25 protein-coding genes are annotated in these 20,408 nt (G+C 69.6%); 15 read left to right on the forward strand and 10 right to left on the reverse strand.

The features are described 5' to 3' along the window. Positions 1-33: 33 nt before the first annotated feature. Entirely contained in the window at positions 34-1,395 is a 1,362-nt protein-coding gene (locus tag ABEA43_RS03915; RefSeq protein ID WP_345558683.1) for an MFS transporter, read from the forward strand. Here the strand turns inward: ABEA43_RS03915 and ABEA43_RS03920 are convergent. Then, positions 1,351-2,217: a helix-turn-helix transcriptional regulator gene (locus tag ABEA43_RS03920; protein ID WP_345558685.1), complete on the reverse strand. Its 867-nt coding sequence runs from the start codon at positions 2,215-2,217 to the stop codon at positions 1,351-1,353. The two genes, ABEA43_RS03915 and ABEA43_RS03920, sit on opposite strands and share 45 nt — an antisense overlap. Positions 2,218-2,485: 268 nt before the next feature. Here ABEA43_RS03920 and ABEA43_RS03925 point away from each other — a divergent pair, with 268 nt between their 5' ends. Further along, positions 2,486-3,841: a leucine-rich repeat domain-containing protein gene (locus ABEA43_RS03925; protein WP_345558688.1), complete on the forward strand. Its 1,356-nt coding sequence runs from the start codon at positions 2,486-2,488 to the stop codon at positions 3,839-3,841. A gap of 43 nt (positions 3,842-3,884) precedes the next feature. Here the strand turns inward: ABEA43_RS03925 and ABEA43_RS03930 are convergent, their stop codons facing one another. From ABEA43_RS03930 to ABEA43_RS03945, 4 genes are all read right to left on the reverse strand, one after another. After that, complete coding sequence (locus tag ABEA43_RS03930) at positions 3,885-4,730, reverse strand: aldehyde dehydrogenase family protein (protein ID WP_345558690.1); 846 nt, start codon at positions 4,728-4,730, stop codon at positions 3,885-3,887. A 179-nt stretch (positions 4,731-4,909) separates the two neighbouring features. Beyond that, the gene (locus ABEA43_RS03935) at positions 4,910-6,337 is read right to left on the reverse strand and encodes an aldehyde dehydrogenase family protein (protein ID WP_425570152.1); all 1,428 of its coding nucleotides are present in this window, start codon (positions 6,335-6,337) and stop codon (positions 4,910-4,912) included. A 47-nt stretch (positions 6,338-6,384) separates the two neighbouring features. Continuing rightward, entirely contained in the window at positions 6,385-7,638 is a 1,254-nt protein-coding gene (locus tag ABEA43_RS03940; protein ID WP_345558692.1) for a tyrosine-type recombinase/integrase, read from the reverse strand. Then, entirely contained in the window at positions 7,638-8,450 is an 813-nt protein-coding gene (locus tag ABEA43_RS03945) for a helix-turn-helix domain-containing protein (RefSeq protein WP_345558694.1), read from the reverse strand. The genes ABEA43_RS03940 and ABEA43_RS03945 overlap by 1 nt, the downstream gene beginning before the upstream one ends. 105 nt (positions 8,451-8,555) lie before the next feature. Here ABEA43_RS03945 and ABEA43_RS03950 point away from each other — a divergent pair, with 105 nt between their 5' ends. From ABEA43_RS03950 to ABEA43_RS03975, 6 genes are read left to right on the forward strand one after another with little or no spacing between them, the layout of a single operon-like run. Continuing rightward, positions 8,556-8,747 (forward strand): helix-turn-helix transcriptional regulator, encoded by a 192-nt coding sequence (locus ABEA43_RS03950; RefSeq protein ID WP_345558696.1) that lies wholly within the window; start codon positions 8,556-8,558, stop codon positions 8,745-8,747. Beyond that, positions 8,744-11,170 (forward strand): AAA family ATPase, encoded by a 2,427-nt coding sequence (locus ABEA43_RS03955; RefSeq protein ID WP_345558699.1) that lies wholly within the window; start codon positions 8,744-8,746, stop codon positions 11,168-11,170. Before ABEA43_RS03950 ends, ABEA43_RS03955 begins: the two co-directional genes overlap by 4 nt. Before the next feature lie 16 nt (positions 11,171-11,186). Continuing rightward, positions 11,187-11,672 (forward strand): hypothetical protein, encoded by a 486-nt coding sequence (locus ABEA43_RS03960; RefSeq protein WP_345558701.1) that lies wholly within the window; start codon positions 11,187-11,189, stop codon positions 11,670-11,672. A gap of 30 nt (positions 11,673-11,702) precedes the next feature. Next, positions 11,703-12,083 carry a hypothetical protein gene (locus tag ABEA43_RS03965; protein WP_345558702.1) on the forward strand — a complete coding sequence of 127 codons (381 nt, stop codon included), beginning with the start codon at positions 11,703-11,705 and terminating at the stop codon, positions 12,081-12,083. Further along, the gene (locus tag ABEA43_RS03970; protein WP_345558704.1) at positions 12,080-12,421 is read left to right on the forward strand and encodes a hypothetical protein; all 342 of its coding nucleotides are present in this window, start codon (positions 12,080-12,082) and stop codon (positions 12,419-12,421) included. The genes ABEA43_RS03965 and ABEA43_RS03970 overlap by 4 nt, the downstream gene beginning before the upstream one ends. Next, complete coding sequence (locus ABEA43_RS03975; RefSeq protein ID WP_345558706.1) at positions 12,418-12,693, forward strand: hypothetical protein; 276 nt, start codon at positions 12,418-12,420, stop codon at positions 12,691-12,693. Before ABEA43_RS03970 ends, ABEA43_RS03975 begins: the two co-directional genes overlap by 4 nt. 86 nt (positions 12,694-12,779) lie before the next feature. Here the strand turns inward: ABEA43_RS03975 and ABEA43_RS03980 are convergent, their stop codons facing one another. After that, on the reverse strand, positions 12,780-13,298 hold the full coding sequence (locus ABEA43_RS03980) for a hypothetical protein (protein ID WP_345558708.1): 519 nt from the start codon (positions 13,296-13,298) through the stop codon (positions 12,780-12,782). Between the two features lie 28 nt (positions 13,299-13,326). On the opposite strand from ABEA43_RS03980, the gene ABEA43_RS03985 reads away from it, so the two are divergent. From ABEA43_RS03985 to ABEA43_RS04010, 6 genes are read left to right on the forward strand one after another with little or no spacing between them, the layout of a single operon-like run. Then, complete coding sequence (locus tag ABEA43_RS03985; protein WP_345558710.1) at positions 13,327-13,713, forward strand: hypothetical protein; 387 nt, start codon at positions 13,327-13,329, stop codon at positions 13,711-13,713. Positions 13,714-13,715: 2 nt separating this feature from the next. Beyond that, positions 13,716-14,393: a hypothetical protein gene (locus tag ABEA43_RS03990; protein ID WP_345558712.1), complete on the forward strand. Its 678-nt coding sequence runs from the start codon at positions 13,716-13,718 to the stop codon at positions 14,391-14,393. Positions 14,394-14,411: 18 nt separating this feature from the next. Then, positions 14,412-14,663, forward strand: a complete 252-nt coding sequence (locus tag ABEA43_RS03995; protein WP_345558714.1) for a hypothetical protein — start codon at positions 14,412-14,414, stop codon at positions 14,661-14,663. Between the two features lie 12 nt (positions 14,664-14,675). After that, positions 14,676-14,948 (forward strand): hypothetical protein, encoded by a 273-nt coding sequence (locus ABEA43_RS04000; protein WP_345558716.1) that lies wholly within the window; start codon positions 14,676-14,678, stop codon positions 14,946-14,948. A 3-nt stretch (positions 14,949-14,951) separates the two neighbouring features. Then, positions 14,952-15,278, forward strand: coding sequence for a hypothetical protein (locus ABEA43_RS04005; RefSeq protein ID WP_345558718.1), 327 nt, complete (start codon positions 14,952-14,954; stop codon positions 15,276-15,278). Between the two features lie 6 nt (positions 15,279-15,284). Continuing rightward, a complete protein-coding gene (locus tag ABEA43_RS04010) occupies positions 15,285-17,993 on the forward strand; it encodes a hypothetical protein (protein WP_345558720.1) in 2,709 nt (902 codons plus the stop codon). 23 nt (positions 17,994-18,016) lie between these two features. On the opposite strand, the gene ABEA43_RS04015 is transcribed toward ABEA43_RS04010, so the two are convergent. The 4 genes from ABEA43_RS04015 to ABEA43_RS04030 form a co-directional block, all read right to left on the reverse strand. Continuing rightward, entirely contained in the window at positions 18,017-18,277 is a 261-nt protein-coding gene (locus ABEA43_RS04015) for a hypothetical protein (protein WP_345558721.1), read from the reverse strand. Continuing rightward, positions 18,274-18,618, reverse strand: coding sequence for a hypothetical protein (locus ABEA43_RS04020; RefSeq protein ID WP_345558723.1), 345 nt, complete (start codon positions 18,616-18,618; stop codon positions 18,274-18,276). Before ABEA43_RS04020 ends, ABEA43_RS04015 begins: the two co-directional genes overlap by 4 nt. A gap of 153 nt (positions 18,619-18,771) precedes the next feature. After that, positions 18,772-19,074, reverse strand: coding sequence for a hypothetical protein (locus ABEA43_RS04025; RefSeq protein WP_345558725.1), 303 nt, complete (start codon positions 19,072-19,074; stop codon positions 18,772-18,774). Continuing rightward, complete coding sequence (locus ABEA43_RS04030; protein WP_345558726.1) at positions 19,071-19,214, reverse strand: hypothetical protein; 144 nt, start codon at positions 19,212-19,214, stop codon at positions 19,071-19,073. The genes ABEA43_RS04025 and ABEA43_RS04030 overlap by 4 nt, the downstream gene beginning before the upstream one ends. A gap of 407 nt (positions 19,215-19,621) precedes the next feature. Here ABEA43_RS04030 and ABEA43_RS04035 point away from each other — a divergent pair, with 407 nt between their 5' ends. After that, a complete protein-coding gene (locus tag ABEA43_RS04035) occupies positions 19,622-20,239 on the forward strand; it encodes an Rv1352/Rv1906c domain-containing protein (protein ID WP_345558728.1) in 618 nt (205 codons plus the stop codon). Positions 20,240-20,408: the final 169 nt, after the last annotated feature.

A 20,408-nucleotide genomic window follows, 5' to 3' on the forward strand; every position in this document is an offset into this window, starting at 1 on the left:
TTGCCCGCTCGCCGGCGGCGCAATGTGGCTCGCATGACGAATCAAACCCTTGGAGCCCGCGGCTGGCTCGTACTGATCACTTTGTGCGGTGCGACGTTCATGACAGGGCTCGACTACTCGATCATCACGGTCGCCCTCCCCGAGATCGGCCGCGACCTGGGCTTCGCCACGCGGGGTGACCTGCAGTGGGTCGTGACGGCCTGCCTGCTGCCGACGGCCGCGTTGATGCCGCTGTTCGGGCGGGCGTCGGACGTGGTGGGGCGGCGCAGGATGTTCGCGCTCGGCGTGACGGCGTTCACCGGCTTCTCGCTCCTGGCGGCGCTGGCCCCGATCCCGGCGGTGCTGGTCGGCGCCAGGGCCGGGCAGGGCGTGGCGGCGGCCATGATCGGCCCGACCGCGCTCGCCCTGATGACCACCGCCTTTCCCGAAGGGCCGCAGCGCACCAGGGCCATGGGCGTCAACGGCGCACTGCTGTCGCTCGGCTTCGTGGCGGGGACCATCGGCGGCGGGCTCGTCACCAGCGGGCTGAGCTGGCGCTGGACCATGCTGATCCTGGTCGGCATCGGCGCGGTCGTCCTGGCGGGCGCGCTCACCGTGCTCCCGCGCACCAGAGGGCGCGGCGCCGCGAAGCTGGACGTGCCCGGCGCGGTGCTGGTGGGCGCGGGGCTGTTCGCCCTGGTTTACGGCATCTCCACGCTCGGCTGGACGACTGTGGCGGTGGCCGTGCTGCTGCTCGGGACGTTCCTGGCGGTCGAGGCCAGGCACGCCGCCCCGCTGGTGCCGCCGCGGCTGCTGCGCCGCCCCACCGTGGCGTGGGGGATGGCGGTCGCGCTGGTGACGTTCGCGATGTGCGGCGGGGCGACGCTGCTGCTCAGCGTCCACATGCAGGACGTGCTCGGCTGGTCGGCGCTGCAGACGGGGCTCGGGTTCCTCGGCGAGGGCGTGGCGGCGCTGGCCGCGGGCGGTGTGGCGGCCAGACTGCTCAACGCCCGCGGCGCGGCCACGGCGGTCACCGCGGGCCTGGCCGTGCAGGCGGCGGGCACGGCGGCGATGGCGTTCCTGCCCGCCTCCGGAGGGCTCGGTCTGCTGCTGGTGACCTCGGCGGCGATGGGGTTCGGGCACGTGCTGACCGTGGTCGCCGCGATCACCACCATCACGTCCGGGCTCGACCAGGCCGACCAGGGGGTGGCGGGCAGCCTCGCGCAGCTCCCGACGTTCGTGGGGGCCGTCGGGGTGGCGGGACTGACCGCGATCGCCGCCGCGCACGCGGACCTGCTGACCGGCCTGCACACGGCCTTCCTGACGGCGGGCGCGGTCGCCCTGCTGGGCGCGCTCGGCGGCGGCCTCCTGCTACGCCGCACCGCCTCCGCGGCGTCCGTCCGGGCCTCCCGGTGAAGCCAGAGCCGAGAGCAGGGCTTCGGACTCCGGATCCGGCTGGAAGATCACGATCCCCTGCCCCTCGTCGTCGGGCGTGCGCAGCAGCTCGGCGGTCAGCGTGAGCACGCCCAGCTCAGGATGCCGGTAGCCGCGCGAGATCGAGGCGCAGTTGCTCACCGGATGCTCCGCCCACATGGCGCCGAACTCCGCGCTGCCCGCCGTCAGCTCCTCGACCAGCTCGCGCAGCCCCTCGTCGCCGGGGAAGCGGCCCATCGACACCCGCAGGTACGCGATGTCGTCGCGAGCCTTGCTCTCCCAGTCGACGTAGGCGTCACGGTAGCGGTCGTCGAGGAAGTCCATCCTGGCGAAGTTGGGCCGCGGCTCACGCTCCGGCGCGTCGAGGTCGAGATGCGGCGCGAAGAGGGCGTGGGCCAGACGGTTCCAGGCCAGCACGTCGGCCCGGCGGCCCACCGCCCAGGCGGGCACGTCCGCGAACGACTCGACCGTGCGCTTGATGCCCGGCCTGAGCAGCTCGGGCCGGGCGGGCGGGTGCGGCTGGGCGGCGGCGCGGGCCAGGCGGTGCAGGTGGGCCCGCTCGTCGTCGTCCAGCCGCAGCACCCTGGCGATCGCGTCGAGCACCTCGGCGGAGACGTGCGGGCCCTGCCCCTGCTCCAGCCGGGTGTAGTAGCCGACGCTGACGCCCGCGAGCGGCGCCAGCTCCTCCCTGCGCAGCCCGGCCACCCGCCGATGTCGTACGCCGGGCCGCAGCCCCACCTCTTCCGGCGTGACCCGGCCACGCCGCGACCGGAGGAACTCTCCGAGAGCCGAACCTGGATACATGCCTCGTCCATCACTGATCGTCATCGCCGGCGACGACGTACGGGACGCCGTCGCCCCCAAGCTACCGCCGCGCTCCAACCGCCCCGCATCACGCCCACGGCAGGACGGCGACCACGATCCGCATCACGCCCACGGCAGGACGGTGACCACGATCCGCATCGCGTTCACGGCGGGACGGTGGCCACCGCATCGCGTTCACGGCGGAGCACGGGACGCGGACACGCTCCTGACCCCGGATTGTCCGTGCCGCCCCGTAGGGTGCCGTGGCATGACACCCTCCGCAGCACCGCTGGATCTGGCGGCACACCGCGCCAAACTGGCCTCCGCGTCCCCCAAAAGCGCCTGGAAGGAAATCAGGCAGCTCGCGCTGCACGGCAGGGGCGACGCGCTGGAGCTGGCCGCCGAGTTCGCCGAGATCGCGCAGCCGGGCCCCGACGACCTGCTCAAGCTGTGGCCGCAGGCGCTCGACCCCGACGGCTTCGCCGAGCACCTGCTCGCCCCGGCCTTCGACGCGGAGGGGCGCGATCACCTGGAGGTGCGCAGGCGCGACTCGCTCACCGGGCTGCGCCACCTGACGACGCTGCGGACGCTGCGCCTCGATCACTGCAAGGGCCTGACGGACCTGTCCGAGCTGGCCGCACTGACCGGGCTGATCGATCTGGAGCTCGACGGCTGCGCGGCCGTCAGCGACCTGCGGCCGCTCAGCGGGCTCGTGGCGCTGGAGGCCGTCAGCCTGCTGAGCTGCACCCGGGTGTCCGACATCTCCCCGTTGCTCGGCCTGCACCGCCTCAGGCGGCTCGATCTGCGCAGCAGCGGGGTGACCGGCGTCGCGGGGGCCGGCGCGGCATTCCCCCGGCTCGAATACCTCAGCCTGAACAACTGCCGGTTCATCGACGACGTGAGCCCTCTGTCCGGGCTGAGCCGGCTCACCGAGCTGGACGTGAGCCGTACGAAGATCACCTCGATCGAGGGGCTGCGCGACCTCGGCTCCGTCACGGTGCTGACCATGCACTGCGCCCGCCTGACCGACCTCGGCGGCATCGCCGCCATGCCCGCGCTGGAAACCCTGTGGCTCGAGGGCTGCACCAACCTGAAGAGCCTCGACGGCCTGGGCCACCATCCCCGTCTCACGACGCTCGGCCTGCCGAGCGCGCCGATCCCCGACCTGCGCCCGCTGTCGCGGGTGCCCGCGCTGACCAGGCTCACCATCGAGCGGTTCCAGCGGTTCACCTCGCTCGACGGGCTCGAAGGGCATCCGTCGATCGCCGAGGTCCACCTGTGCTACACCACGGACCTGCGCGACTTCTCCGCGCTCGCGCGCATGCCCGCCCTGCGCGACCTGACGCTCCAGGGCCTCGACCAGCTCGCCGATCTCGTCCCGTTCTCGGGGCTGCGGCAGCTGGAGAGCCTGCGCGTGGTCTACACCGACACCCTGCGCACCCTCGGCGACCTCGAAAAACTGCCCGCCCTGCGCACCCTGGAGCTCGACTCCTGCGGCGTGCTGCGGGACCTGGGCACGGCGGAGGACCTCCCGTCGCTCAAGGAGGTCCTGGTCGAAGAGTGCCCGGCGCTGCCGGCCGCCGTCCTCGACGGCCTGCGCGCCCGGGGCCTGCTGACAAGCTGAGGGCCCCGGGCGCGCGGCTCAGACGCCGGACGGTTCGCGCGGATCAGACGCCCGACGGATGCCAGACGGTCTTGGTCTCCAGGAAGCGGGTCATGCGCCTCGTCCCCGGGTCGGCCCCGAGGTCCGCCGCGGACGGGCGCAGGACGCGCTTGAGGTTCTCCGCGGCGGCCTGTTCGCAGCGCAGCGCCAGGTCGTCGTCCTCGACCCCGGTCAGGTCGAGCCCGTTGACGTCCATGTGCGCCGCCAGCCAGGGAGCGAGCTCGGCCTGCTGCCCGGTGAGGATGTTCACCACGCCGCCGGGCAGGTCGGAGGTGGCCAGCACCTCCGCCAGCGTGATCGAGGCGAGCGGCGAGGGCTCGGAGGCCACCACCACGCACGTGTTGCCGGTCACGATCACGGGCGCGACCACCGACACCAGCCCGAGCAGCGGATCGGCGGGCGCGATCACGCCCACCACCCCGGCCGGCTCGGGCGAGGACAGGTTGAAGTACGGCCCCGCGACCGGATTGGCCGACCCGTGCACCGCGGCGATCTTGTCGGACCAGCCCGCGTACCAGACGAGCCGGTCCACCGTGGCGTCCACCTGCTCCAGCGCCGCCCGCTTCCCGACGCCGAGCTCCTCGGCGAACTGGGCGCGACGGCCCTCCAGCATCTCGGCGATCCGGTAGAGGATCTGGCCCCGGTTGTAGGCGGTGGCCCCCGACCAGCCGGCGAACGCCTTGCGCGCGGCCACGACCGCGTCGCGGACGTCCTTGCGCGAGGCCTTGGAGGCGTTGGCGAGGAAATCGCCCTTGGGCGAGGTCACGGGGTAGGACCTCCCACTCTCCGAGCGCGGGAACGCCCCGCCGATGTAGAGCTTGTAGGTCTTTCTGACGGACAACCTACTCATCGCCCCGCCCTCTCCACGTGGACTCCTGCGTCATCTCGACCGGCACGAAGACCTGGCCGCACCGGCTCACGCCGCAGCGGTGGGCGTACCAGCCGGTGCGCACGGGGCGCCCTGGCCTGGCGTAGGCATGGTCGCGGGTGGCCTGCGCCCGCCGTTTCGCGCGGCGGGGACGGCGGTGGTCACACATCAAGGTAGGCCTCCAGCCCGTGCAGCCCGCCCTCGCGGCCGTAGCCGCTCTCCTTGTAACCGCCGAACGGCGAGGCAGGGTCGAACTTGTTGAACGTGTTGGCCCACACCACACCCGCGCGCAGCCGGTCGGCCATCCACAGGATGCGCGAGCCCTTCTCCGTCCACACCCCGGCCGACAGCCCGTACGGCGTGTTGTTGGCCTTCTCCACGGCCTCCGCCGGCGTACGGAACGTCAGCACCGACAGCACCGGCCCGAAGATCTCCTCCCGGGCGATCGTGTGCGACTGCGCCACCCCGGTGAACAACGTCGGCGGGAACCAGAATCCCCGCTCCGGCAGCTCACACGCCGGCGACCACCGCTCGGCGCCCTCGGACTCGCCTGCCTCCGACAGCGAGCGGATCTTCGCCAGCTGCTCGGCCGAGTTGATCGCCCCGACGTCGGTGTTCTTGTCCAGCGGATCACCGAGCCGCAACGTGCCCAGCCGCCGCTTCAACGCCGCCAGCAGCTCCTCCTGCACCGACTCCTGCACCAGCAGCCGCGACCCGGCACAGCACACATGCCCCTGGTTGAAGAAGATCCCGTTGACGATCCCCTCCACCGCCTGGTCGATGGCGGCGTCGTCGAACACGATGTTCGCCGCCTTGCCGCCCAGCTCCAGCGTCAGCTTCTTGCCGGTGCCCGCGACCGTCCGCGCGATGATCCGGCCGACCTCGGTCGAGCCGGTGAAGGCCACCTTGTTCACGTCCGGGTGCGCCACCACGGCCGCGCCGGTCTCGCCCGCGCCGGTCACGATGTTCACCACGCCCGCCGGCAGGCCCGCCTGCCGGCAGATGTCGGCGAACAGCAACGCCGTCAGCGGCGTCGTCTCGGCCGGCTTGAGCACCACCGTGTTCCCGCAGGCCAGCGTCGGCGCGATCTTCCACGCCAGCATCAGCAGCGGGAAGTTCCACGGGATGACCTGTCCCGCCACGCCCAGGGCCTTCGTGCCGAACCCGGCATAGGCCAGCTTGTCGGCCCATCCCGCGTAGTAGAAGAAATGCGCCGCCACGAGCGGCACGTCCACGTCGCGCGACTCCCTGATCGGCTTGCCGTTGTCCAGGGACTCCAGCACCGCCAGCTCACGCGCGCGCTCCTGGATGATCCGGGCGATCCTGAACAGGTATTTCGCCCGCTCCGCGCCGGGCAGGGCGCTCCAAGCCTCGAACGCCTTGCGTGCCGCACGCACCGCCCGGTCCACGTCCTCGGCGGTGGCGGTGGCGACCTCGGCCAGTGGCTCCTCGGTCGCGGGGTTGATCGTCTTGAAGCTGGGGCCGCCGCCGTCGGCGAACTCCCCATCGATGAACAGCCCGTAGGACGGCTGGAGATCGACGACGTCGCGCGACTCCGGTGCGGGGGCGTACTCGAAGATCGCCATCATCAGTCCAGGGTGAAGTATAGAGACATCACGTCTGCCAGCGTAGACGGTCAGACTGAGTGCCCCGAGGGCACATCCAGGGCACAGGACACATCCGCGACGCCCTCGAAAAAGGCGTTCATCGCCTTACGTGCGCGTTCGGCGGCGTTCGGCATCAGGTGGCTGTACACCCTCAGCGTAAAACCCGGATCGTCGTGCCCCAGATACTCGGCCACGGTCCGGATGTCGACGCCTTCAGCGAGCCAGGCCGACGCCGCAGTGTGCCGCAGGACATGCATGCCGTTCTCCCGGGTGGCCGGCACCCCGGCCACTACCCGACTCGACCGCCACAGCCGGTTGAAGTCGTTGCGGTTGAGCGCTCGACCGTCCTCGGTCGTGAACAGCAGCTCAGCGGTGTGCGGGTCGCCGGCCGGGGTCCTCCATGGCAGCGTCACCCGCACGGGCTTGTGCTGCTGGATATGGGCCGATAAGCGCATCCCGATCGCGTCCGGCAGCGGCACCGTTCGTGTCTTGTCGCGCTTGGGCAGGCTGAACACGAGCTCGCCGTTGATGATCCGGACTTGGCGGCGCACGTGCACGACGCGCTGGAGAAAGTCGATGTCGTCGACCGCGATGGCGAACAGCTCACCTTGCCGGTGCCCGCACCCGGCGCCCAAGTACGTCATCTCGGCATAGCGGCTCGGCAGGCCGTCAGCGACCGCGAGCACCGTTCCCAGCGTCCACGGCACCACGTCCTTACTGACGACCTTCGGCGGCTTCACCGACTTCACCAGGAGCGGATTGCGGGCGATCAGCCCGTCATCCACCGCCGCGTTGAAGATCGTGGAAACCCACATCACGATGCCGCGGATCGTCGACGCCTCCAGGCCACCATCTTGCATTTCCCGAATCCACGCCTGGAGTAGCCGGGGCGTCTTCGCCAGAGCGCTCAGCGTGTGCTCGCTGATCTTCCGGCCGAACACCCACTTACCCAGACGGCTGTCGATCTGCATGAGCGTGGAAGGGTCGGGCGACGTCAGCGTGTCACGCCACCGCTGCCCATACACCTTGAGCGTGACCTTGCCAGCCTTCGGGTCGATGTAGTCGCCCCGATCGAGACTGGCCTTGATCTGGGCGTCCTTGCTTTCCGCGGCGGGCTTGTTCTCGAAGTTGAGCTTCTGTTCCTTGCCCGCCTCGTCACGCCAGCGGACTTGCCACCGCATGCCCTTGCCGTGAGCAGCCGTCGGCACCTTGGCCGGCCTGCACTTGCACTTCGACTCACCCGGCTTGGGCCGGGACTTGTGCCACTGGTCGTAGACGGACATCAGGTCTCCGTATCTGCCGCCGGCCTCTTCGAGGCCGCCAGGAACGCGCGCACCTCTTCGTCGGGGAGCTGCCGCCAGTTGTCGGACGCGCTCCGCAGGTTGTAAAGCTGGTCCCCCACGGTCACGAGTTCGCGCTCCGAGCCGTCGACGCGCTCGAACATGGCGTGTTGGGTCACGGACTCCATGAGGAAGTCGAGCACGGCAGGCAGCGACATGCCCGCGTCGACGGCGGCCTGGGCCGCGCTGGCGGCCCTGCTGAGCGCTTCGTGATGCTTGGCCCAGTCGCGAGACCGGTCGATGCGGTGGTGTGGCCGACTCTCCGTGTCCCACCGCCGGCCGCGCTCATCCCAATAGTCCGACCACATGCCGAAGTCGTCGGCCTTGGCCTGCGCGAGCTTCTCCTTGTCTACGGACGGGTCATCCTCCGGCGGGAGAGGCTGCTCTCCGGATGCCCAGGTCCACAGCCGGAACGAGCTGACGGGCCGCCCAACGCCGGTGACCTCACCGACACCGCGCGCGGTGGGCGGGAGCAAGAGCGCTGAGACGTTTACGCCGAGCACGAGCGCCAGGGCGACCAAGTCGTCAGCGTCGACTCGCCGCTCCCCCTTTTCGATCCTCGACAGACCGAGCGTCGGAATCGGCCGGCCTATCCTCGCCAACTCGTCCGAGAGCTTTTGGAAGGTGAAGTTGCGGGCTTCCCGGATGCGCCTGATGTTGGCCTTGAGCTGCTCGCCTGTCACATCGAGCGGGTTTTTCGCTGTCTTATCTGCCACCTGCCCCACGATCGCATCACTTTGATAGGCACGCAACACATGTGGACACTTCTCGGATACATCTTGACACCCAACCACCGATACCTACACTCTTGATCGCATCACCTATCACTTCGATAGTTCATACTCTCGAAAGCGAAGGACATGACGATCAACAAGCCTCTCGGGAAGCCCCCCGAGGTCGCCAAGTACCTCGGTGTCTCTGAAGAGACCCTCAAGGGGTGGCGCTGGAAGGGCGTCGGCCCTGACTACGTTCCGGTCGGGCGTCACGTCCGCTACCGGTGGAGCGCCGTCGAGAAGTGGCTCGACCAGCAGGCGGCGCGGCGGTCCGCGTGAGTGGACCGTACGACCGCGCCGAGGAATACCGCCAGCTCGGCTGGACGGGCACCCTCCCCTTGCCGCTCGGCGCGAAGACGCCACCGCCGAGCGGGTTCACCGGCGCCCAGGGCGCCATGCCGACGACCGACGACCTGCACGCCTGGCGCACCAAGGGGTACGTGGTGCGCGGCGATGACGGGAAGCTGGTCAAGCACTTCCCCGGCAACATCGCTCTCAGGTTGCCGCCGATCGGCCTCGGACTCGACGTCGACGCTTACGACGACAAGCCCGGCAAGATCACTCTCGCCGCCCGCGAAGCCCAGTGGGGGGCGCTCCCCGCGACGTGGCGCAGCACCTCCCGCGACGACGGCGTGTCCGGCATCCGGCTCTACCGCATCCCGCCAGGACTCGCCTGGCCGAACCAGGCCGGGCCCGGCATCGAGATCATCCGCCACGGCCACCGCTACGCCCTGGGGTGGCCGTCCCTCCACCCCGAGGGCGGCATGTACCGGTGGATCGGCCCAGACGACCAGGACAGTCCGCCCCCGGCGTTCGCCGACCTCCCCGAGCTGCCCGCCGCGTGGGTCACCGGGCTGACCGGCGGTGTCACCGAGGACGACGGACGCCCCAGCAGTCTCGCTGCCGGGCGCGGCGAACGAAAGGCCGGCCGCGGCTGGCTCGCCCAACTCCCCGCCGGTGAGCCCTGCCCGTTCGTCGGGCAGCGAGCCGCCGACGCGCTGGCCGCCGCGCGCCGCGAAGAGGGCAACGCCTACGACCACACCCGCGACGCCGTCATGTCCCTCCTGAGGGCAGGCGAGACCGGCCACCCCGGCGTACCCACCGTCCTGGCCGCCATCCGGAAGGCGTACGTCGACACCGTGCACGGCGACCGTAAGAACGGGCGCACCGTGGCCGAAGGCGAATTCGACCGCTTCACCGAAGGCGGCGCCGCCCGCATCCTCGCCGAACCCGGCGAGCGTGCCGGGCGCGGCTGCGACTGCACGCGCACCGTCCAAGCCAACGGCTTCACCGGATTCGCCGCGTGGGACGCGCGAGACCCGTACGACCTCACCGGAACTGACGGCAACCTCGCCACCGTCCACCAGCTGCCCCACGGGGCGCCCGCCGCGCAGGCCGTCGAATCCCACGAGCCTGCCCGCAAGCTCGTGCTCACCCCCGCGTCGGCCATCAAACCGCGCCGCGTCCGCTGGCTGTGGAAAGGCCGCATCGCGCTCGGAAGCCTCAGCCTCCTGGCCGGAGGCGAAGGACTCGGCAAGTCGACGCTCGGCTACACCGTGGCGGCCGACGTCACCCGCGGCACCCTCGAAGGCGAATTCCACGGCACACCGCGCGCCATCCTCGTGTGCGCCAGTGAAGACTCCTGGGAGTACACCATCATCCCCAGGCTGATGGCCGCGAAAGCCGACCTCGACATGGTGTTCCGCGTCGAAGTACAGACCGCCGACAACATCACCGTAGGGCTGTCCCTGCCGCGCGACCTCGCCGACGTCGAAGCCGCCGCCGCCGAAGTGGGCGCCGCCCTCATGATCCTCGACCCGCTCATGTCCCGGCTCGCCGAATCCATCGACACCCACAAGGACGGCGAAGTCCGCCGAGCCCTGGAACCCATGGTGGCGCTCGCCGACCGCGCCTCCATGGCCATCCTCGGGCTCATCCATCACAACAAGTCGGGCTCAGCCGACCCCATGCAGCGCGTCATGGCGTCTAAGGCGTTCACCGCCGTCGCCCGCTCCGTACACACAGTCGTCGTCGACCCCGACGACGAGAACGAGAAGCGCCGCCTCTTCGGCACCCCCAAGAACAACCTCGGCCGGACCGACCTGCCCACGCTCGCCTTCACCATCATCGGCCACACCATCGAGACCGACGAAGGGCCCACGAGCACCGGGCAACTCGTGTGGGCGGGTGAGGTCGACGGAAGCATCGGCGACGCCATGAAGCGTGCGCTCGGCAGCGACGACGAACGAACGGCGGGCAGCGAAGCCGCCGACTGGCTCACGGATTACCTGACGAGCAAGGGCGGCACCGACGACTCCGCCACCATCAAGCGCGAAGGCCTGAAGGCAGGCCATTCCCAGGACGCGCTTAAGCGCGCCCGCAAGAAGATCAGGGCCGAGGTCGAGTCGCGCGGCTTCCCTCGCCGCACCTTCTGGGCCATCCCCGGCACTCAGCCGACGACTCCCAACCTCCCGTTCAAGCAGCCCAACACAGGCGGTGCGCCAGTCGGTGCAGCGCCTAGGGGAGACACACCAACTGCACTAACTGCACTCACTGAGGACCAGTCGGTGCAGTCGGTGCAGTCGGTGCAGTCGGTGCAGGCCCCCGAGACGCTGCCCTCACTGACGCTCGACTCGCCGTCCGAACCCGGATGGCCCGCCGACTCGATCGGCGCAGAAGCGAACGACCCGACCCCACAGTGACCACGAAGGACCGACTATGAACGCTGCCACCACTTCCCTGCTCGACCAGGCCCAGGCCGCCACCCACCACAGCCTCGCCATCCTCCAAAACGTCGCCGTGCGCATCAATGGCGCCTGCAACGAATCCCAGCCCGGCCCCATCGCCGCCCGCCTGCTCGAACGCTTCCACACCGGCGTGCACACCCTCGACATCGCGTTCTGCCCCCACCTGACCGCCACCACTCCCCAGCCCGCCTTCTGGGTCCCCTACGCCGCCGGGCTCATCCGCTGCCCTGCCTGCATGAGCCGCCGCCTCCACCGCAGCCTCAAAGGCACCGAGACCCACCGTTGCGACAACTGCCGGCGCCGCGCCGTCACCATCCACGTTTACGGCGTGCAGATCCCCGCCGTCGTCCTCGAACTGTCCGACCGTGCCGTCTCCCTGCCGCCCGTCCAGATCCATTTCGGCCTGTGCCCGCCCTGCAAGCAGATCGACCAGCAGCCGGTCAAGGCCACCGCCTGACCACCACCGACCGAAAGGCGATGACTCAAATTGGCCGAAAATGTCCCGCGCAAGGGAGAAGAGGCAGTACTTGTTGCCCTCGCGAGCGGCAGAACGGTCACCGACGCCGCGAAGGCCGGCGGAGTCGCTCGCCGCACCGTCTCCCGCTGGCTCGCTGACGACCACACGTTCGCCCTCAGGGTGAAGGAGCTCCGCGGCGAGCTGCTCGACCGCGCCGTGGGCGCCCTCGTGGACGCCTCATTGGAGGCGATCGCCACTCTGCGCTGCTCGCTGCACGCCGACAACGAGCACGTCCGCGTGCGCGCCGCCACGGCCATCCTGAGCGCCGTCGTGACCATCCGCGAAAGCGTCGACCTGGAGGAGCGCCTGGCCGCTCTGGAGGCCGCCGAGCAGGAAAGCCAGCACCGGTGACCCGCCAGGGCCTGGCGAAGCGTCTCGCCGCCCTGGAGGCGCTTGGGCGCGGCGACAAGTGGCCGTTCCGACTGGAGGACGGCCGCACCGTGTTCGTGCCCACGCTCGCCGTCCTGGCCGTGTTCACGGAGGGGCTCGACTGGTGCCGGGACGACTTCAGCGACGAGCCGCGACCCGGGGAGGGGTCGTTGGGCCCGTTCAGCCACTATCTAGAGCTGCTCAGTCAGGCCGTAGCGTCCCCGGATGACTCGATGATGGCGGCCGGCGTGGTGGCCATCTCCCGCCGCGCCCGCGTTTGCCGCGACACCGGCCAGCACCCCCCGATCGAGCCGTCATGATGTCCGGCCGGGAAATCGAGATCCTGGTGTGGGATGTGCTCGCCGCCGTGCTCGCCGATGACCAGGACGGGCTGCACGAGCTGATGCAGCCGCTCGACCGCGATGAGCTCGACTTCCTCCTGACGAGCGTGCTTTCCCTCGTGGCCGCCATGGTGATGTCCCCCATGCGGAAGGCCGGCCACTCCGACCCGCGCGGCCAGGCCCTGCATCTGGTCCGTGAGTTCGCGGTTGAGGCATCGATGCGTCACGCCGTCCGCGAGTCCGGCGAGTAGCTGTGGCCGCGCGCGAGCACGATCACGAGACGCCCCCCGGCCAGCCCCAAGAGGCTGCAGGCGTTGCCGTACTCGTCTCAGTGCGCCTACGGCCGGAAGCTCTCCGCGCTCCTGACCTGGCGCCCATTACCGAGATCGACCTGCCCCCACATCTGCACCAAGGCCGGATCAATTTCGAATGTCTCGCGGCCGGCCTTGAGGAAGTGCATGACCTGTTCCAGGTCGATGGCCCACGTCTCGGTATCGCCGACTTCCAGACGGTGAGGCAGATCGGGGCCGACCATGCCGCCCGGGACACTCAGCGACATGCCCTTGAGCGAGCTCGGCAGCGAGATCCCGGTGACGGTGACGGGGAGCCGACCAATGTTGCGTGCGCGTACGGCGATCACGGGCGTAGTGAACCCCTGTTCTACCAGGCGTGTGAGGTTGTCGGGCGTCATGGAGTCGATGGGGCCCGTGGCGATGCCTCCCCGGCCGAGAGCGCCAATGAGCAGTTCTGTCTTGGTACGTGCCCCCGAGAGCAGGAACGTCGTCACCTGCCAGGTGAACGAGGCGGTCCCGAGGACGGCGCCGAAGATGGCGATGACGAGCGTGACGGTCTGCATGCCTGCCGAGCGTAATCACGCTAACGCGTTGCGTCCTCCCCTACGCGAGGCGGCCGTCACCGTACCTCCAGTGCCCGCCGAGTACGCGATGCCGGTGTGGCGCATCCTCCGCGACCAGCTCGCCCGCCACCGCGCCGACGGAGCCCAGATCCCGCCCGCACTGGCCGCCTGGCTCGACCAGCTCCGCGCGGTCGCGCTCGCCCAGCTCATCCCGCTTCCGGACATTCCCGCGCCGCTTCCGGACATTTCCGCAGACTGCGTGTACGTCTCCACAGACCGGGTCGCCGGCCTGCTTGAGGTCACCGACCGGCACGCCCGCCGGCTGATGGCCGAGGCCGGACACCGGCAGCCGCGGCGCGGCCTGTGGAGATCCCAGGACGCCGCCGCCCTCGTAGCGGCCCGAAAGAGGAGATGACGATGACCGAGCCCGCACCGCTTGGCCCGACCCGCGACGACCCCGCCGTGCAGGCCGCCGCCGCCACCCAAGACCCGTACGTCGCCCGGCTCGACGCCATCCGCAACGACCCGGCCCTGTCCGAGCTGGCGAAGGCCGAGCAGGTGGCCGAAGCGTACGACCAGCAGATGAAGGCGCTCACCGAACACGCCACCGACCTGCACAACCGGCGCATCGCCCGCCTGGAGCATTTGCAGGGCAGTGTGCCGACCGGGCCGGGCATCCCGACCGACGCCAGCCAGGCCGACAAGGCAGTGCTTTCCGCTTCGTTCCGTGCCGCGCTCGACCAGGCCCGCGCCGCCGACTTCGATCAGCGGCGCGCCATACTCGCCGACGCTCTCAAGTTCGGCGACGACACCACCCTCCGCGCCCTGCTCACCGCCGCCCACGAGAACAGCGACACCAAGCTCGTGGACGTGTGGGCGGACGCGACCGGCAACACGCCGGTCATCGCCGAGATTCGCGACCTGCACACCCAGATGCACGGCATCCACGCGGGGAGTTCGTGGCAGAGCAAGGCGTTTAACGCGCCGAAGCGGCCCGGCGAGATCCCCAACATCCCGATCCTGAGGCAGCGCGCCGAGCAGCAGCAGCGCGACGACGCGCGCGCCCGCCAGTACAGCGGCATCAACCGCTACTGACCCGAAAGGACCACCATCGTGCCCACATACCCAGGCTTGAACGGCGGCTACCAGTTCCCCGCACGCCCCGGCGACGGGCAGCGCGGCGATACCCCGTGCACGTGCCCTACGGAGGAGCTCACGGTCACCATCCCGACGTACATCGCCGATCAGATGCGGCATGAGGCCACCAAGTCCGGCAACACCGTCGACCAGCTGGTGGCCGGCGCCTTCCGCAACGTGCAGACCGGCGAGCACGCGCCCGTCGACCCCTGCATCGCGATCAAGTAGGAGACCCACATCATGCAGCTCGCAGTCGGTGCCGCGGTCTCCTTCACTCCCGCCCCGCCCGGATGGGGGGTGCGGGTCAAGCCCACCCCCACCGACCCAGCGCGCGGCCCCTCCGCGCTGGTCGGATGGTCGGTGGTCGTCACCGAGGTCAACGTTGATGAGACGGTGATGACCGAGACCACCCCCATGTTCGTGTTCGGGAATCGTCTGCTAACTCTGGCCGACATTCGCGCCGAGGTGTGGCCAGAGGCTGTGCTTGAAGTTGTCCCGCCGGCTGGGTCCTGACCGATGGCCGATGAGCAGCCCGCCATCACCGCGGCCGACGTCGCCCACCTCACCCGCGACCCGCTCACGCTCGCCATCGGCCTCATCACCGCCTGCCGGGCCGGCCTGCCCGGCAACCAGCTCGGCGCGGTGACCGTGTCCAGCGTGCGCGAGCTGCTCAAGGATCGCGGCCAGCGGGAGAAGGCGGCAGACCTGAGCCGCTTCGTCCTGCACCTGGCGGACCTGGCCGCCCGCGCACTGGCCGAATGGGAGCTCGCCACCGGCGACCGCGCCCGCGTCGACGCCGCCCTACAGGAGTGGGGCCGTATCGCAGCAGAGATCGGAAGGTAACACCTGATGGCGTTGACCGTTGGCGAGCTCGTCGCCTATGCGAAGCTCGACCGCAAGGACTTCACATCCGGGGTCAAGGAGGTCGAGCGGTCCCTGAAGTCCATGCAGGGCTCCACAACGTCCGCCACGGGCCGAATCGAGCAGGACGTGTCCCGTTCGATGGATCGCATGACGCGGGATGTCGTAGACAGCTTCCGCGACGTCACGCGCGAGGCCGGCAAGTCGGGCCAGTCCAGCGGCGGCGCGTTCTCCAGCAACCTGAAGAGGGCGCTCGACGACGTCGAGCGGATCGCGGGCCGGGCCGGGCACGACGCGGGCAAATCCTTCACCGACGAAGCACGCGACATGCTGCGCTACGGCGAGTTCGACTTCAAGGTCGACGCCGAAATCGCATCCGCCCTGGCCTCCATAGCGGAGGTTGAGCGGGCCCTCGACGGCCTCGACGACGAGCGCGTGAAGGTCGACGTCGACACCAGCTCGGCGACGGACAGCGTCGACAAGCTGGCCGGCCTGGCGGCCGGGCTCGGCGGCAAGTTCGACAGCGCGCTGTCGGTGATCGGCTCCGGAGGGCCCGCAAACGTCGCTGTTCTGGCCGCGGCGATCGCCGCCCTGCCGACCGTGGCCGGGGTGGCCGCGTCCGGGATCGTGCTCGCGATCGGCGGCGGCCTGCTCGCGGCCGGGATCACTGCGGCGGCCGGGGCCGACAAGGTGAAGCACGCCTGGTCGGAGGCGGCCGACGCGATCAAGGCCGATCTCGCCGACACGGCCGAACCGCTGGAAGACAGCCTCGTGCACGCCGCCGACGTGGCCGAGAAGTCGTTCGACCGGCTCAAGCCATCCCTGGCCAAGATCTTCAAGGATCTGGTGCCCGACGTTGACCAGTTCATTGACGCGGTCGGCGATGGGGTCGCCTCCCTGGGCCCCAGCCTGGAGCGGGTCGGCAGCAGCTTCGGCAAGCTGCTCAACGGCCTGTCTGACCGGATCCCCGACATCATGGACAGTCTCGGCGACACGTTCACCACGTTCTCCGACATCGTCGACGAGCACCCCACCATGCTCGCCGACCTGGTCACCGACGCCGCCGAGCTGCTCGAAGCGGGCGCCAAGGTTCTCTCCTGGGCGGATGAGCTGAAGGTGGTGTTCTCGGCGCCGCTGGGCCCCGCCGGCAGCCAGGCCGGGACCGACTACTTCATGAAGCAGATGTTCGGCGCCACCCAGGAAGAGCTCTTCACCGGGATGGAGGAGTTTTCGGGCCTGATCGGGAAAACCCACATCGAGGCCATGAAGGGCATCGACGCCATGCGCGGTGTGGGCGGCGCCGGCGACCAGGCGGCGGCCGGGGTGCGCAGCCTCTCCGACGCCCTGGAGAACATGTTCGACCCGGCCGCGAAAGCCCTCGACGCCGAAATCCGGTTGAAAGAGGCGATCGAGGACGCCAACCAGGCGGCCAAGGACGACAAAATGTCGACCCTCGACCGGCTTCGCGCGGTGCAGGACACGACGAAGGCGATCGCTGACGCCGCGAAAACCGAGTCGGAGCGGACCGGGAAGACGAAGGACGCCACCGCGGCGTACATGGATCAGCTTCCCCACCTGAACGAGTGGGCGGGCAAGAACGACGCGGCGAAGGCCTCCGTGGCGGCTCTCGGCGACAGCCTGGGCGTGACCACGGTGGCGACGAACAAGGGGAAGTTCGCGGTCGACGCGTTCGGCAACGCCGTCAAGCTGCTGCCGAACGGCAAGACGACCAAGGTGGACGCCGACACCAAGGAGGGCAAGCGGCTCCTTGAGGAGCTCAAGAGGAAGATTGACGAGATCAAGAACAAGACCGTCACCATGACCGTCAAGGTCCAGCAGGACGGCACCGTCAACCTCCCGGGCAACCTGAAGGCGGACATCAACGCGGCCGGCGACATCCACCGGTACGCGGCCGGCGGTTTGCGCGCGTTCGCCGCGGGCGGCCGGATGTCGCCGGCGCCGCACATCGCCACCGGGCCGACCATCCTGTTCGGTGAAGGCTCCGACGATGAGGCATTCATCCCGTACGCGTCCCAGCACCGGTCGCGCGCCGTCGACCTGCTGAAGCAGGTGGCGGAGGATTTCGGGTTGGAGGTGTACAACAAGGCCGCGGCCAAGCGCATGTCCGATGTGGGCGCGACGATCGACGCGACCGGCATGCAGGTGTCGCACGGCCTCGACGCCGCCAAGGCGGCAGTGACCGACGCGCTCGGCGGTTCGGGTTCGCTCACCACCGTGATTCAGCAGCTCGGCGCCGCTGGCGATTCGCTGGTGGACGGGTGGAAGGTCGGCTCCGACATCATCAGCAAGTCGGCGACCGACGGGAGCACGGTCGTGGCCGCGAGCGTCACCGACATGACCGAGTCCATGACGAGCTCCATCCAAGGGCTGACCAGCAGCGTATCGAGTCTCGCCGGTGTGATCGGGCAGGCCCAATCGATTACGGCCGGCGGCAAGGGCAAGAGCGACACCGGGTCGCTGTACGAGCTGAGCAAGTTCTCGGTGCCGCGCAAGCCGCCCGGCGGGATGGTGGAGGGCCACAACGCGGGCGGCTTCGTCTCGGACAGCTCCGCGTCGCTCTCGCAGGGCAGCAAGGGCGGGGTGACGGTCAACATCGAGAACGCCACGGTTCGACAGGACGCCGACATCGCCGCAATCGGGCAGGAGTTCGCTTTCGAGTACATGGCCCGCGCCTGAGTAAGAGCGTGGTCCCGACGCGACTACGAGCGTCTCTTCCTCCGCGCTGCTGCCTTGAGCGACATGCCGCGCATGTGCGCCCTGTGCGCGTTGCGGGCCGCGGCCGGAATGTCCTGCTCGCGCACAATTCCTTCGGTCCGGATTTTCGCGATCCAGTAGTCGAGCGACATCGGCGACGCCTTGCGGCCGGCCTCGGTGCGTTCGGCGCGGTTGGGAGTGCGCGCCCACGAGATGTCGGCGGCGATCGCCCGCTGTGCGGAGAGCCGCTTTTGGTCGGCAGTCACAGGTCGTCCTTCGGACGCCATCCCCGCTCCCAGGCCTCGTGCCGGTTCTGGTGATACTCCAACTTCTCTGCCCTATTACGGGCACGTGCCTTCGCCGACTTAAGCGCTCGGCGTCGCATCTCGGCCGAGCGAGCGTTGACCGCTGCCTTCGAAATGTCCTCTTCGCGAACGACGCCCTCCTCTCGCAGCTTCTTCTCCCAGTACTCCAGAGAGACCGGAGACGCATTGGTGGCGGGTTGTGTACGTTCGCGCCGGTCTGGCGTTTGCGCCCACGAGCTGTGGGCCGCGATCCGTGCAGCACGGGACCGTTCTTCCGGAGTTGCCATGGTGGCGCCTTCCATGAAGCAGACGAGAAACCGTCCACCTCTATCAGGCGTCCTCTGGTCCACTCTGGGTCAGATACACGCATGCTTAAGCACGCATAAGCATGCGTACCTATAGGTAGCTGTAGAGCGGTTCACACCCGGAATGCGCCAGGCCCAAGAGGCGATGGTCTAGTCAGCGACGCATCTACACGGCACCGTGATCAGGGTGCCCGCCTCTTCGTCGACGTGCGTCAACTTCCGCGCACCGAGGCAGAGGCGGCAGCCGAACGCGGCCGCGATCCACGGATCCGACCACACCGGATGATTCGACGCGGTCGGCGGCGGCGGGGGAGGCTTCGCCTCCCGTTCGGCCGGCTCATTGTCGCCGCCGACCCAGCCGAGGCCGCCGCAGAACTGGCAGGCCAGGAACAGGCCGCCGAGCAGCTTCCCGCGGTCGCCCTGGCATTCGGGGCAAGTGATGGGGTCGGTCACGCCCGGCCGCTTCCGCCGCACGAGTCGCACGGCACCCACTTGCGTTCCTGGCCTTTCTTGCCGTTCATCTCCATCCATTCCCCGCCGGCGCCCAGGCAGGTTCCGCACACCGGCGGAGCTTCGTCATCGTCCTTCGGCATACCCGGAAGGTAACCGTGTGTGCGCGCCCTGTCTGTCACCTCGTGGACGGCGTTCGACTTACCTCCCGCCGCCGTGGCACCCTCGCGGCCCGGGGGCGGGGGGTTGGGGGGTGGGTGTTACAGGCCAGAGGGGGTGCCACGGTTTCTGGCACCCTCCGTGGCACCCGGCCTGGCACCCCTCTGGCACCCCTTGAGTCAGGAGCGTGGCACCCTTGGGGCCCTTACCTGGCACCCGTGCACGACCCGTGTGGCACCCGTGGACGACACGTGACGGGCACGGATCCGATCACGGAACGCGACCCGGCCGGGCCTGCGCGAACACGGGACGCACGGAACGCGGGCAACCTACGATCCGTGAAGCGCGTCCTCTTCACACTGGCCACTCAGGCACCCCCGGAGGCAACCCCGTGCGCACACCCCTCTTAGCCGTCCTGCTCGTCGTGGCCGGATGCGGGCAGCCCGCCACCACCGCGGCCAGCACGCCGCCGCAGACATCCACACCGGCCCCCGCCCCGTCGTCGACGCCGCAGCCGACCGACAACGTGCCGGACGAACCCGAACTCAGCAAGAAGGAGCTCCGCTACCTCACCGCGCTCGCCAAGGCGATGGGAGAGAAGGACGTCCAGTCCCTGACGGCGTACAGCTACGTGGATGACGGCTACATCGTGTGCGGCCGAGGCGACGAAGGGCCGCCCACGGTAGACCTGATCGTCGAGAACTTGGAGGAGGACGGCGACATGTACGCCGCCGCCATCAAGCACCTGTGCCCGAAGTACCTGCCCGTGTGGCGGAAGGCCGCGGGCGGCTTCACAGACGGCGTGTACACGGTGGGGAAGGACATCCGGGCGGGCACGTACCGGACCACGCCGGGGCGGCTCACGAAGTGCTACTGGGAGCGCTCGACCGGGGCCGGCCGCATCATCGACAACCAGTGGGTCACCAACGCGCCCAACGGCGCGACGGTGTCGGTACGGCGCGGTGAGGGCTTCACGAGCGAGGGGTGCGGCAACTGGATCCGTGCCTGACCGGGGTGTCGCCGACAGGGGTGGGGGTGTCACGCGTGGGCTGCTACTGGTCGGAGCTTCGCGACAGGTGTCACGACACCCTGCGACACCCCTTCCGACACCCTCGCGACACCCGCTGGAATCGGACTCGACATCCGAAAGCTCCGCCCGTGACACCGCTCCGACACCC

This window comes from Nonomuraea rosea (assembly GCF_039539705.1).
GTDB classification, from domain to species: Bacteria; Actinomycetota; Actinomycetes; order Streptosporangiales; family Streptosporangiaceae; genus Nonomuraea; species Nonomuraea rosea.

Excerpts from the sequence above, each read along its gene's own strand:
- ABEA43_RS03915 (WP_345558683.1), top strand. The coding sequence starts at position 34 with ATGACGAATCAAACCCTTGGAGCCCGCGGCTGGCTCGTACTGATCACT.
- ABEA43_RS03920 (WP_345558685.1), bottom strand. The coding sequence starts at position 2,217 with ATGTATCCAGGTTCGGCTCTCGGAGAGTTCCTCCGGTCGCGGCGTGGC.
- ABEA43_RS03925 (WP_345558688.1), top strand. The coding sequence starts at position 2,486 with ATGACACCCTCCGCAGCACCGCTGGATCTGGCGGCACACCGCGCCAAA.
- ABEA43_RS03930 (WP_345558690.1), bottom strand. The coding sequence starts at position 4,730 with ATGAGTAGGTTGTCCGTCAGAAAGACCTACAAGCTCTACATCGGCGGG.
- ABEA43_RS03935 (WP_425570152.1), bottom strand. The coding sequence starts at position 6,337 with ATGATGGCGATCTTCGAGTACGCCCCCGCACCGGAGTCGCGCGACGTC.
- ABEA43_RS03940 (WP_345558692.1), bottom strand. The coding sequence starts at position 7,638 with ATGTCCGTCTACGACCAGTGGCACAAGTCCCGGCCCAAGCCGGGTGAG.
- ABEA43_RS03950 (WP_345558696.1), top strand. The coding sequence starts at position 8,556 with ATGACGATCAACAAGCCTCTCGGGAAGCCCCCCGAGGTCGCCAAGTAC.
- ABEA43_RS03960 (WP_345558701.1), top strand. The coding sequence starts at position 11,187 with ATGAACGCTGCCACCACTTCCCTGCTCGACCAGGCCCAGGCCGCCACC.
- ABEA43_RS03975 (WP_345558706.1), top strand. The coding sequence starts at position 12,418 with ATGATGTCCGGCCGGGAAATCGAGATCCTGGTGTGGGATGTGCTCGCC.
- ABEA43_RS03980 (WP_345558708.1), bottom strand. The coding sequence starts at position 13,298 with ATGCAGACCGTCACGCTCGTCATCGCCATCTTCGGCGCCGTCCTCGGG.
- ABEA43_RS03990 (WP_345558712.1), top strand. The coding sequence starts at position 13,716 with ATGACCGAGCCCGCACCGCTTGGCCCGACCCGCGACGACCCCGCCGTG.
- ABEA43_RS04000 (WP_345558716.1), top strand. The coding sequence starts at position 14,676 with ATGCAGCTCGCAGTCGGTGCCGCGGTCTCCTTCACTCCCGCCCCGCCC.
- ABEA43_RS04005 (WP_345558718.1), top strand. The coding sequence starts at position 14,952 with ATGGCCGATGAGCAGCCCGCCATCACCGCGGCCGACGTCGCCCACCTC.
- ABEA43_RS04010 (WP_345558720.1), top strand. The coding sequence starts at position 15,285 with ATGGCGTTGACCGTTGGCGAGCTCGTCGCCTATGCGAAGCTCGACCGC.
- ABEA43_RS04020 (WP_345558723.1), bottom strand. The coding sequence starts at position 18,618 with ATGGAAGGCGCCACCATGGCAACTCCGGAAGAACGGTCCCGTGCTGCA.
- ABEA43_RS04030 (WP_345558726.1), bottom strand. The coding sequence starts at position 19,214 with ATGCCGAAGGACGATGACGAAGCTCCGCCGGTGTGCGGAACCTGCCTG.